The sequence below is a fragment of the Streptococcus sp. 27098_8_186 genome, assembly GCF_041432055.1.
Taxonomy (GTDB): Bacteria; Bacillota; Bacilli; order Lactobacillales; family Streptococcaceae; genus Streptococcus; species Streptococcus dentalis.
The window spans coordinates 107,902-118,452 of the sequence record NZ_JAPVYV010000006.1; the positions used below are offsets into that span (position 1 = coordinate 107,902).

Below are 10,551 nucleotides of genomic sequence, written 5' to 3' on the forward strand. Positions count from 1 at the left end.
CAGTCCCCTGGCTTAGCCAGGGTGCCCATCGGGCGTAAGAATAAAAGGAGAATAAAATGTTTGTAAAAAAAGGCGACAAAGTTCGCGTTATCGCTGGTAAAGACAAAGGCGTAGAAGCTGTTGTTCTTACTGCTCTTCCAAAAGTAAATAAAGTTGTTGTAGAAGGTGTAAACATCATCAAGAAACACCAACGTCCAAATAACGAAAACCCTCAAGGTGCAATCGTTGAAAAAGAAGCTCCAATCCATGCTTCTAACGTTCAAGTTTTGGACAAAAACGGTGTTGCTGGACGTGTTGGCTACAAATTTGTAGACGGCAAAAAAGTTCGCTACAACAAAAAATCAGGCGAAGTGCTTGACTAATCACGAAGGAAAGGAGAAGTATAATGGCTAATCGTTTAAAAGAAAAATACCTTAATGAAGTAGTACCATCATTGACTGAACAGTTCAACTATTCATCAGTTATGGCTGTGCCAAAAGTTGATAAAATCGTTTTGAACATGGGTGTTGGTGATGCAGTGTCAAATGCTAAAAACCTTGAAAAAGCTGCTGAAGAGCTTGCTTTGATCTCAGGTCAAAAACCATTGATCACTAAGGCTAAAAAATCAATCGCCGGCTTCCGTCTTCGTGAAGGTGTTGCGATCGGTGCAAAAGTTACCCTTCGTGGTGAACGTATGTACGAATTCTTGGATAAATTGGTAACAGTTTCACTTCCACGTGTACGTGACTTCCATGGTGTTCCAACAAAATCATTTGATGGACGCGGAAACTACACACTTGGTGTGAAAGAACAATTGATCTTCCCAGAAATCAACTTTGATGATGTTGATAAAACTCGTGGTTTGGATATCGTAATCGTAACTACAGCGAACACAGACGAAGAATCACGTGCATTGCTTACTGGCCTCGGTATGCCGTTTGCAAAATAATATAGGAGGTAAAACTAATGGCTAAAAAATCTATGATTGCTAAGAACAAACGCCCAGCGAAGTTCTCTACTCAAGCATACACTCGCTGTGAACGTTGTGGACGTCCACACTCAGTTTACCGCAAGTTTAAACTTTGCCGTGTTTGCTTCCGTGAATTGGCATACAAAGGTCAAATTCCAGGTGTCACAAAAGCATCTTGGTAATAGCATGATACAAAGAGCGTAACAACCCCAGCAAAAATAGGAGATTTGGTGCAGGAGCTCTGCTCAAAGACAAATCTATCTTTTTTGCCCAGGTTGTAGCTCGTGTTCAAATGAGAAATGCTCATTTGTATGTATCAAAACTTTCTGAGCCTAGCTCAATCATTAACTAGCAAGTGCAACTTGCAAACTACTAGTAAGAGGAGAAATTATAATGGTTATGACTGACCCAATCGCAGACTTCCTTACACGTATTCGTAACGCTAACCAAGCAAAACACGAAGTACTTGAAGTACCTGCATCAAACATCAAAAAAGGGATTGCTGAAATCCTTAAACGCGAAGGTTTTGTAAAAAACGTTGAATTCATCGAAGATGACAAACAAGGCATCATCCGTGTATTCTTGAAATACGGACAAAACGGTGAAAAAGTTATCACAAACTTGAAACGTGTATCAAAACCAGGTTTGCGTGTTTACAAAAAACGTGAAGATCTTCCAAAAGTTCTTAACGGACTTGGAATTGCTATCCTTTCAACTTCTGAAGGTTTGCTTACTGATAAAGAAGCTCGCCAAAAGAACGTTGGTGGAGAAGTTATCGCTTACGTTTGGTAATATTTAGCTCCCAATTTCGTTGTGACTCTTCGTTATTGTCTCTTGTCTAACCCAAAGTTATGTCTGCGAGACAATGCCTCGATTCGCTTAGAAATTGAGACCTAAACATTAACTTTTAAATCAAAAAGATTTAAACCCCGTGAAAACTGGCCCGCAAAGGCCTGACAATTTAACAGGAGAATAAAAAACATGTCACGTATTGGTAATAAAGTTATCGTGTTGCCTGCTGGTGTTGAAATCACTAACAATGACAACGTTGTAACTGTAAAAGGACCTAAAGGAGAACTTACTCGTGAGTTCTCAAAAGATATTGAAATCCGTGTGGAAGGTACTGAAGTAACACTTCACCGTCCAAACGATTCAAAAGAAATGAAAACAATCCACGGAACAACTCGTGCCCTTTTGAACAACATGGTTACTGGTGTATCAGAAGGATTCAAGAAAGAACTTGAAATGCGCGGGGTTGGATACCGTGCACAACTTCAAGGATCAAAACTTGTTTTGGCTGTTGGTAAATCACACCCAGACGAAGTTGAAGCTCCAGAAGGAATTACTTTTGAACTTCCAAACCCAACAACAATCGTTGTTAGCGGAATTTCAAAAGAAGTAGTTGGTCAAACAGCTGCTTATGTACGTAGCCTTCGTTCACCTGAACCATACAAAGGTAAAGGGATCCGTTATGTTGGTGAATACGTTCGCCGCAAAGAAGGTAAAACAGGTAAATAATGTAGTTTGGTTGTTTTTCAACCAACCTTCATCTTACCAACTCAGTGCTTAGCACATGATTTTAAAATTAAGAGGTGAAAATTGTGATTTCGAAACCAGATAAAAACAAAATCCGTCAAAAACGCCACCGTCGCGTTCGCGGAAAACTCTCTGGAACTGCTGATCGCCCACGTTTGAACGTATTCCGTTCTAATACAGGCATCTACGCTCAAGTAATTGATGACGTAGCGGGTGTAACGCTCGCAAGCGCTTCAACTCTTGACAAAGAAGTTTCAAAAGGAACTAAAACTGAACAAGCCGTTGTTGTCGGCAAACTCGTTGCTGAACGTGCAGTTGCTAAAGGTATTTCTGAAGTGGTGTTCGACCGCGGTGGATATCTATATCACGGACGTGTTAAAGCTTTGGCTGATGCAGCTCGTGAAAACGGATTGAAATTCTAATAGGAGGACACTAGAAAATGGCATTTAAAGATAATGCAGTTGAACTTGAAGAACGCGTAGTTGCCATCAACCGTGTAACAAAAGTTGTTAAAGGTGGACGTCGTCTTCGTTTTGCAGCTCTTGTAGTTGTTGGTGACCGTAATGGCCGTGTTGGATTTGGTACTGGTAAAGCTCAAGAAGTTCCAGAAGCAATCCGTAAGGCTGTTGAAGATGCTAAGAAAAACTTGATCGAAGTTCCTATGGTTGGAACAACAATTCCACATGAAGTAACATCAGTATTTGGTGGAGCTCGTGTATTGTTGAAACCAGCTATCGAAGGGGCTGGGGTTGCTGCAGGTGGAGCAGTTCGTGCCGTTGTCGAATTGGCAGGTATTGCAGATGTTACATCTAAATCACTTGGATCAAACACTCCAATCAACATCGTTCGTGCAACTGTTAACGGTTTGGCACAATTGAAACGCGCTGATGAAGTTGCTGCCCTTCGTGGTATTTCAGTTTCTGACTTGGCTTAAGAAAGGAGATTCAAATGGCTCAAATTAAAATTACTTTGACTAAGTCTCCAATCGGACGCATCCCGTCACAACGTAAAACTGTTGTAGCACTTGGACTTGGCAAATTGAACAGTTCTGTTATTAAAGAAGATAACCCAGCGGTACGTGGTATGATCACTGCTGTATCTCACTTGGTAACAGTTGAAGAAGTAAAATAATCTATTTAAAATAGAAACAAAGTTTTCAGGGGTATGAGAGGTTCTCATCCCCTAAAACTAAATATAAGTATAGGCGAGTTTGTAGTTAGGACACCTTTTCCTGATTACATGCGTTAGCAATTTACAAAAGAGGAGAAAATAAATAATGAAACTTCATGAATTACAACCTGCTACAGGTTCACGTAAAGTCCGCAACCGTGTTGGTCGTGGTACTTCATCTGGTAATGGTAAAACTTCTGGCCGTGGTCAAAAAGGTCAAAAAGCTCGTAGCGGTGGCGGTGTACGTCTTGGTTTTGAAGGTGGACAAACTCCATTGTTCCGTCGTCTTCCAAAACGTGGATTTACAAACATCAACGCTAAAGAATATGCTATTGTGAACCTTGATCAATTGAACGCCTTTGAAGATGGTGCTGAAGTAACTCCAGTAGTACTTGTAGAATCAGGAATTGTAAAAGCTGAAAAATCAGGTATCAAAATTCTTGGTAACGGAGAATTGACTAAGAAGTTGACTGTTAAAGCAGCTAAATTTTCTAAATCAGCTGAAGAAGCTATCACTGCTAAGGGTGGTTCAGTTGAAGTCATCTAAGTGAGGTGACCTATGTTTTTTAAATTATTAAAAGATGCTTTTAAGGTAAAACAGGTACGATCAAAGATTTTGTTTACAATCTTTATCATTCTTGTTTTCCGCATTGGAACTACGATTACAGTGCCTGGCGTAAATGCGAAAATTCTGAACAACCTTCAAGATGTGTCCTTCTTGAACATGCTCAGTTTGGTTTCTGGGAATGCCATGAGGAACTTCTCAGTTTTCGCATTAGGGGTTAGCCCATACATCACAGCTTCGATCGTCGTGCAACTTTTGCAAATGGATCTGTTACCTAAGTTTGTTGAATGGGGCAAACAAGGGGAAGTTGGTCGAAGAAAGCTCAACCAAGCAACACGCTATATTTCTTTGGTTCTAGCCTTTGTTCAATCCATCGGGATTACAGCAACCTTCCACACCTTGTCTCAGGCGAAATTAGTCGCAACTCCAAATACTAAGACTTATCTATTAATCGGTGCGATTCTGACGACCGGTTCCATGATTGTGACTTGGCTTGGAGAACAAATCACAGATAAAGGATACGGAAATGGTGTTTCAATGATTATCTTTGCGGGGATTGTGTCATCAATTCCTGAGATGATTAAAGAAATCTATGAAAATGCATTTGTGAACGTTCGTTCTGGTCAAATGACCAATTCCCTCATTTTTGTTGGGGTATTAATCCTTGCGGTCTTGGTTATTGTTTACTTTACAACCTTTGTAGAGCAAGCACAATACAAGATTCCAATCCAATATACAAAGATTGCACAAGGAGCTCCATCAAGTTCTTACCTTCCTTTGAAAGTAAACCCAGCAGGAGTTATTCCTGTCATCTTCGCTAGTTCGATTACAGCAGCGCCTGCTGCAATTTTCCAAGTGATTAGCGCTATGGGGTACAATGCAGGATGGGTGAGAACAGCTCAAGCCATGTTGGCTACAAACACACCAACTGGTGTTGCAATGTATGCCTTATTGATCATTCTCTTCACCTTCTTCTACACGTTTGTTCAGATCAATCCTGAAAAAACGGCGGAAAACCTTCAAAAGAGTGGTGCCTATATCCCAGGCGTTCGACCTGGTAAGGGGACAGAAGAGTTTATGTCTCGTTTGCTACGTCGTTTAGCAAGTGTCGGATCAGTATTCCTTGGCTTTATTACCATCATTCCAATCCTAGCTCGAGATTTATTTGGTTTGACAGATGCAGTTGCTCTTGGAGGAACTAGTTTGTTAATCATTATTTCAACAGGTATTGAGGGAATGAAACAATTAGAAGGCTACTTATTAAAACGTAAGTATGTCGGATTTATGGACACAACAACAGAATAGAATAAGGTTGACTTTGTCAGCCTTCTATTTTGTTTTTAAATGGAAATAGGAATTCGCTCCTGCTTCCATTTAAAAACAAAATAAGGAGAATTCATCATGAATCTTTTAATTATGGGGTTGCCTGGAGCAGGTAAAGGAACTCAAGCAGCTAAAATCGTTGAAGAGTTTCACGTAGCGCACATCTCCACTGGAGATATGTTCCGCGCAGCGATGGCTAACCAAACTGAAATGGGTGTGCTTGCAAAATCATACATTGATAAAGGTGAGTTGGTACCAGATGAAGTAACCAATGGAATCGTCAAAGAACGCCTTGCTCAAGATGATATTAAAGAAACAGGTTTCCTTTTGGATGGTTATCCACGGACAATTGAACAAGCTCATGCCTTGGATCAAACTTTGTCAGATCTTGGTATCACGTTAGAAGGTGTCATCAACATTGAAGTGAACCCAGAAAGCTTATTAGAACGTTTGAGTGGTCGATTCATCTGCCGTACTTGTGGTGCAACTTACCACAAAGTATTTAATCCTACAAAAGTTGAAGGAACTTGTGATAACTGTCAAGGTCATGATTTCTACCAACGTGAAGATGACAAACCAGAAACAGTTAAACGTCGTTTGGATGTCAATATTGCACAAGGGGAACCAATCATTGCATTTTATCGTTCAAAAGGACTCGTACATGACATCCAAGGGAACCAAGATATCAATGATGTATTTTCAGACATTGAAAAAGTCTTGTCAAATTTGAAATAAAAGCGTTTTTCATACTTGCAATATTGGACAACTAGTGTTACAATTAGTTAGTCTGACTTATAATTGTTACCTCTGTGCTCAGAGGAATGAATCGAAATTTATGGAGGTACTTTTGCGTGGCAAAAGACGATGTGATTGAAGTAGAAGGCAAAGTAGTCGATACGATGCCGAATGCTATGTTTACGGTTGAACTTGAAAATGGACATCAGATTTTAGCAACAGTTTCTGGTAAAATTCGTAAAAACTATATTCGTATTTTAGCGGGAGATCGTGTTACAGTGGAGATGAGTCCGTATGATTTGACACGTGGACGTATCACATACCGCTTTAAATAGTCGAAAAACTTGGAGGGATAAAAATGAAAGTAAGACCATCGGTCAAACCAATTTGCGAATACTGTAAAGTAATTCGTCGTAATGGTCGTGTTATGGTAATTTGCCCAGCAAATCCAAAACACAAACAACGTCAAGGATAAAATAGAAAGGAGAAAACATGGCTCGTATTGCTGGAGTTGACATTCCAAATGACAAACGTGTAGTAATTTCATTGACTTATGTGTACGGTATCGGACTTCCAACATCTAAGAAAATCCTTGCTGCTGCAGGCGTTTCTGAAGACATTCGTGTTCGCGATCTTACACCAGATCAAGAAGATGCTATCCGTCGTGAAGTTGACGCAATCAAAGTTGAAGGCGACCTTCGTCGTGAAGTAAACTTGAACATTAAACGCTTGATGGAAATCGGTTCATACCGTGGTATCCGTCACCGTCGTGGACTTCCAGTTCGTGGACAAAACACTAAAAATAATGCTCGCACTCGTAAAGGTAAAGCTGTTGCGATTGCAGGTAAGAAAAAATAAAATAAAATAAGGAGGTAAAAATCTTGGCTAAACCAACACGTAAACGTCGTGTGAAAAAGAATATCGAATCTGGTATTGCCCATATTCACGCTACATTTAACAACACAATTGTTATGATTACTGATGTGCATGGTAACGCAATCGCTTGGTCATCTGCAGGTGCACTTGGATTTAAAGGTTCTCGTAAATCTACACCATTTGCTGCTCAAATGGCATCAGAAGCTGCTGCAAAGGCTGCTCAAGAACATGGACTTAAATCTGTTGAAGTATCTGTTAAAGGTCCTGGTTCAGGTCGTGAGTCTGCTATTCGTGCACTTGCTGCTGCTGGTCTTGAAGTAACTGCAATCCGCGATGTAACTCCTGTACCACACAATGGTGCTCGTCCTCCAAAACGTCGCCGTGTATAATCATCAACAATTACACAGCTTTTCGTTTAAGAGGGAGTATAGCAAATGATTGAGTTTGAAAAACCAAATATAACAAAAATTGATGAAAACAAAGATTATGGCGTGTTTGTCGTAGAACCACTTGAACGTGGCTATGGTACAACACTTGGAAACTCACTTCGTCGTGTACTTCTGGCTTCACTTCCAGGTGCAGCTGTCACTTCAATTAACATTGAAGGGGTACTCCACGAATTTGATACCGTTCCAGGAGTCCGTGAAGACGTTATGCAAATTATTCTTAACGTTAAAGGAATCGCCGTTAAATCTTACGTCCAAGACGAAAAGATTATTGAACTTGATGTAGAAGGACCTGCAGAAGTAACTGCTGGAGACATTCTTACGGATAGTGACATCGAAATTGTAAACCCTGATCATTATCTATTTACAATCGGAGAAGGAGCAACGTTGAAAGCAACGCTTACTGTAAACAGTGGACGTGGCTATGTTCCAGCTGATCAAAACAAAAAAGATGATGCACCAGTGGGAACACTTGCTGTAGATTCAATCTATACGCCAGTGACAAAAGTCAATTATCAAGTTGAACCAGCACGCGTTGGTAGCAACGATGGCTTTGACAAGCTAACCCTTGAAATTTTGACAAATGGGACAATTATTCCAGAAGATGCCTTAGGTTTGTCTGCCCGTATTTTGACAGAACACCTAAATCTATTCACAAACTTAACTGAAATTGCTATTGCAACAGATGTTATGAAGGAAGTAGATACAACTTCTGATGATCGCATTTTAGAACGTACGATCGAAGAATTAGATCTTTCAGTTCGTTCATATAACTGTTTGAAACGCGCTGGCATTAATACTGTTTACGATTTGACTGAAAAATCAGAAGCAGAAATGATGAAAGTTCGTAACTTGGGACGTAAGAGTCTTGAAGAAGTTAAAATCAAACTTGCCGACTTAGGCCTTGGGTTAAAAAACGATAAATAGAGGAGGAATACATGGCTTACCGTAAACTAGGACGCACTAGCTCACAACGTAAAGCGATGCTTCGCGATTTGACTACAGATCTTATCATCAATGAAGCAATTGTAACAACTGAAGCACGTGCGAAAGAAATCCGTAAATCAGTTGAAAAAATGATTACTTTGGGTAAACGTGGTGATTTGCATGCACGTCGTCAAGCTGCTGCATTCGTACGTAACGAAGTTGCATCACAAAACTTTGATGAAGAAACAGGTAAATACTCAGAAACAACTGCACTTCAAAAATTGTTCTCTGAATTAGCACCTCGTTATGCTGAGCGCAACGGTGGATATACTCGTATCCTTAAAACTGAACCACGTCGTGGTGATGCTGCGCCAATGGCTATCATCGAATTGGTATAATATCATCAATTTTGTTGAGTGTTATGATGATGGAATACACTGTTATTCTTAGTCTAGCTCTGGTCTACCGCTGGGGATTTTCCCCAGCGGGAACACTCATCATATTGAATGAATGGTAGACGCTTGTTTACGAAATTGCTTTAATTTAAAACAATTTCGTAAGCAGGCGTTTTGTCTTGCTTTTCATGAGTAGTCGAGAATAGCAAAAAATGATATAATGGAACCCATATCTCCAATAGAAGAAAAAGGATTCAATGACAAAACAACAAGCAATTAAATTACTAAAAGAGAAGTACCTTAGTAATATGAAAGAGGATTCGAAACTCTTTGTCGGAGTTGAATTAGAGTTTCCGATTGTAGAAACAAATGGAAACAAAACAAATATAGAGGTGACGAAAAATCTTTTTCGAACCTTAGCAAACTTATCAGATTTTGAAGTTGAAAAAATAGATGACAATCAAAATCCCATTCAATTGATTCACTGCTCTTCTAAAGATCGTATTCTATTCGAGTTGAGTTACAATACAATTGAATTTGCATTTGAGAGAGCTTGTTCTATAAATGAGGTGGCCAAACGTTTTGAGGACTATTTGAAGATCATTCAACCGATTTTACAAGAAAATAATCACGAAATTCAAGGGCACGGAATCCATCCTTTGTGGAAAGAAAATGATAATAGCCCAGTGAAAATCGAACGATACAAGATGTTAATGGCTTTCCTTGCAATGAATGGTACAGGGATGAAGACACACTCCTATCCTTCGTACGGAGCATTTATATGCGGAAACCAGGTTCAATTGGATGTGAGGCGCGATAACTATATTCGCATCATTAATGCATTTAATAAAATTGAAACAGCAAAAGCATATTTGTTTTCTAACTCAGAATTTTCAGCAGAGTCTTGGGATACAAAAATTGCCAGAGATATTTTCTGGGAAGAATCCTTACATGGTTATTATAAGGAGAATGTAGGGATTTATCCAAAGGACTACCAAAGTGAAGAAGAGTATTTTAATAATCTTGCTTGCACAGCTATTTTTACTGCAACTAGAGAAGATAAATCCTATTATTTTAAACCTATTCGTGTAAAAGACTATCTAGATCAAAAAGAGATCACAGCCTATACAGCTGATGGGAATGAAAAAAACATCATACCTGTAAAAGAAGACCTAAAACAGCATCGAAGTTACCAATTTCAGGATCTAACTGCCCGTGGAACAGTAGAATTTAGAAGTGTTTGTACACAACCATTAGAAACCACTTTTTCCCCGATAGCTTTTGAACTAGGCTTATTTGTACAATTAGAAAAAATGGAAAACTATATAGAACATTGCCCATTTTTTAAAAATGAAGAACAGGACTATAGAAAACTTAGAAAGAAATATTCAAAGAAAATTCTAAGTGATAAGGAAAAAGAAGCCATTCAATCCTTTTCAAAAGATCTTATAGACATAGCTAGATCAGGTTTAATAAAAAGAGGCTTCGGAGAAGAAAAATTTCTAATCATCAACAAAGAACTAGACTAATCGAAAAGCCTGTATTACAGGCTTTTTTTGATACCTTCAAAAAACTTTCAAGAAAGTAAAAAAATTTTAAAAAAAGTGTTGACAGTAGGGGAAGGTCATG

The 10,551-nt window shown here is 39.2% G+C and carries 18 protein-coding genes; all 18 read left to right on the plus strand.

Annotated elements, in window-relative coordinates; genetic code table 11:
• Positions 1-56 precede the first annotated feature (56 nt).
• The 18 genes from rplX (at position 57) to O3602_RS07090 (ending at position 10,451) form a co-directional block, all read left to right on the plus strand.
• Positions 57-362, plus strand: coding sequence for a 50S ribosomal protein L24 (gene rplX / locus O3602_RS07005; RefSeq protein ID WP_003002315.1), 306 nt, complete (start codon positions 57-59; stop codon positions 360-362).
• 23 nt (positions 363-385) lie between these two features.
• The gene (rplE, locus tag O3602_RS07010) at positions 386-928 is read left to right on the plus strand and encodes a 50S ribosomal protein L5 (protein WP_003009606.1); all 543 of its coding nucleotides are present in this window, start codon (positions 386-388) and stop codon (positions 926-928) included.
• Between the two features lie 17 nt (positions 929-945).
• Positions 946-1,131, plus strand: a complete 186-nt coding sequence (locus tag O3602_RS07015; protein WP_001085699.1) for a type Z 30S ribosomal protein S14 — start codon at positions 946-948, stop codon at positions 1,129-1,131.
• A gap of 211 nt (positions 1,132-1,342) precedes the next feature.
• Complete coding sequence (gene rpsH, locus O3602_RS07020; protein ID WP_003010897.1) at positions 1,343-1,741, plus strand: 30S ribosomal protein S8; 399 nt, start codon at positions 1,343-1,345, stop codon at positions 1,739-1,741.
• A 189-nt stretch (positions 1,742-1,930) separates the two neighbouring features.
• Entirely contained in the window at positions 1,931-2,467 is a 537-nt protein-coding gene (gene rplF, locus O3602_RS07025) for a 50S ribosomal protein L6 (protein WP_003009612.1), read from the plus strand.
• A gap of 83 nt (positions 2,468-2,550) precedes the next feature.
• On the plus strand, positions 2,551-2,907 hold the full coding sequence (gene rplR, locus O3602_RS07030) for a 50S ribosomal protein L18 (protein WP_003010871.1): 357 nt from the start codon (positions 2,551-2,553) through the stop codon (positions 2,905-2,907).
• A 17-nt stretch (positions 2,908-2,924) separates the two neighbouring features.
• Complete coding sequence (gene rpsE / locus O3602_RS07035; protein WP_003009617.1) at positions 2,925-3,419, plus strand: 30S ribosomal protein S5; 495 nt, start codon at positions 2,925-2,927, stop codon at positions 3,417-3,419.
• Between the two features lie 14 nt (positions 3,420-3,433).
• Positions 3,434-3,616 carry a 50S ribosomal protein L30 gene (gene rpmD / locus O3602_RS07040; protein ID WP_002894509.1) on the plus strand — a complete coding sequence of 61 codons (183 nt, stop codon included), beginning with the start codon at positions 3,434-3,436 and terminating at the stop codon, positions 3,614-3,616.
• Between the two features lie 145 nt (positions 3,617-3,761).
• Positions 3,762-4,202 carry a 50S ribosomal protein L15 gene (rplO, locus tag O3602_RS07045; protein ID WP_003002405.1) on the plus strand — a complete coding sequence of 147 codons (441 nt, stop codon included), beginning with the start codon at positions 3,762-3,764 and terminating at the stop codon, positions 4,200-4,202.
• Between the two features lie 12 nt (positions 4,203-4,214).
• Positions 4,215-5,525, plus strand: coding sequence for a preprotein translocase subunit SecY (gene secY / locus O3602_RS07050; RefSeq protein WP_003010849.1), 1,311 nt, complete (start codon positions 4,215-4,217; stop codon positions 5,523-5,525).
• A gap of 96 nt (positions 5,526-5,621) precedes the next feature.
• A complete protein-coding gene (locus O3602_RS07055; RefSeq protein ID WP_003010875.1) occupies positions 5,622-6,278 on the plus strand; it encodes an adenylate kinase in 657 nt (218 codons plus the stop codon).
• Positions 6,279-6,394: 116 nt separating this feature from the next.
• The gene (infA, locus tag O3602_RS07060) at positions 6,395-6,613 is read left to right on the plus strand and encodes a translation initiation factor IF-1 (protein WP_001029883.1); all 219 of its coding nucleotides are present in this window, start codon (positions 6,395-6,397) and stop codon (positions 6,611-6,613) included.
• A gap of 23 nt (positions 6,614-6,636) precedes the next feature.
• Positions 6,637-6,753: a 50S ribosomal protein L36 gene (gene rpmJ / locus O3602_RS07065; protein WP_001808836.1), complete on the plus strand. Its 117-nt coding sequence runs from the start codon at positions 6,637-6,639 to the stop codon at positions 6,751-6,753.
• A 17-nt stretch (positions 6,754-6,770) separates the two neighbouring features.
• Complete coding sequence (gene rpsM / locus O3602_RS07070) at positions 6,771-7,136, plus strand: 30S ribosomal protein S13 (protein ID WP_003009631.1); 366 nt, start codon at positions 6,771-6,773, stop codon at positions 7,134-7,136.
• 23 nt (positions 7,137-7,159) lie between these two features.
• Positions 7,160-7,543, plus strand: coding sequence for a 30S ribosomal protein S11 (rpsK, locus tag O3602_RS07075; RefSeq protein ID WP_003010879.1), 384 nt, complete (start codon positions 7,160-7,162; stop codon positions 7,541-7,543).
• A 45-nt stretch (positions 7,544-7,588) separates the two neighbouring features.
• Positions 7,589-8,527 (plus strand): DNA-directed RNA polymerase subunit alpha, encoded by a 939-nt coding sequence (locus O3602_RS07080; RefSeq protein ID WP_371611416.1) that lies wholly within the window; start codon positions 7,589-7,591, stop codon positions 8,525-8,527.
• Positions 8,528-8,538: 11 nt separating this feature from the next.
• Complete coding sequence (gene rplQ / locus O3602_RS07085) at positions 8,539-8,925, plus strand: 50S ribosomal protein L17 (RefSeq protein ID WP_003002399.1); 387 nt, start codon at positions 8,539-8,541, stop codon at positions 8,923-8,925.
• Positions 8,926-9,179: 254 nt separating this feature from the next.
• Positions 9,180-10,451, plus strand: a complete 1,272-nt coding sequence (locus O3602_RS07090; RefSeq protein ID WP_155173222.1) for a gamma-glutamylcysteine synthetase — start codon at positions 9,180-9,182, stop codon at positions 10,449-10,451.
• The last annotated feature ends 100 nt before the right edge of the window (positions 10,452-10,551 follow it).

Coding starts and splice junctions, on each gene's coding strand:
- rplF (WP_003009612.1), top strand. CDS start 1,931: ATGTCACGTATTGGTAATAAAGTTATCGTGTTGCCTGCTGGTGTTGAA.
- rplX (WP_003002315.1), top strand. CDS start 57: ATGTTTGTAAAAAAAGGCGACAAAGTTCGCGTTATCGCTGGTAAAGAC.
- O3602_RS07080 (WP_371611416.1), top strand. CDS start 7,589: ATGATTGAGTTTGAAAAACCAAATATAACAAAAATTGATGAAAACAAA.
- rplO (WP_003002405.1), top strand. CDS start 3,762: ATGAAACTTCATGAATTACAACCTGCTACAGGTTCACGTAAAGTCCGC.
- O3602_RS07015 (WP_001085699.1), top strand. CDS start 946: ATGGCTAAAAAATCTATGATTGCTAAGAACAAACGCCCAGCGAAGTTC.
- secY (WP_003010849.1), top strand. CDS start 4,215: ATGTTTTTTAAATTATTAAAAGATGCTTTTAAGGTAAAACAGGTACGA.
- rpmD (WP_002894509.1), top strand. CDS start 3,434: ATGGCTCAAATTAAAATTACTTTGACTAAGTCTCCAATCGGACGCATC.
- O3602_RS07055 (WP_003010875.1), top strand. CDS start 5,622: ATGAATCTTTTAATTATGGGGTTGCCTGGAGCAGGTAAAGGAACTCAA.
- rpsE (WP_003009617.1), top strand. CDS start 2,925: ATGGCATTTAAAGATAATGCAGTTGAACTTGAAGAACGCGTAGTTGCC.
- rpsH (WP_003010897.1), top strand. CDS start 1,343: ATGGTTATGACTGACCCAATCGCAGACTTCCTTACACGTATTCGTAAC.
- O3602_RS07090 (WP_155173222.1), top strand. CDS start 9,180: ATGACAAAACAACAAGCAATTAAATTACTAAAAGAGAAGTACCTTAGT.
- rpsM (WP_003009631.1), top strand. CDS start 6,771: ATGGCTCGTATTGCTGGAGTTGACATTCCAAATGACAAACGTGTAGTA.
- rplE (WP_003009606.1), top strand. CDS start 386: ATGGCTAATCGTTTAAAAGAAAAATACCTTAATGAAGTAGTACCATCA.
- rplQ (WP_003002399.1), top strand. CDS start 8,539: ATGGCTTACCGTAAACTAGGACGCACTAGCTCACAACGTAAAGCGATG.
- rpmJ (WP_001808836.1), top strand. CDS start 6,637: ATGAAAGTAAGACCATCGGTCAAACCAATTTGCGAATACTGTAAAGTA.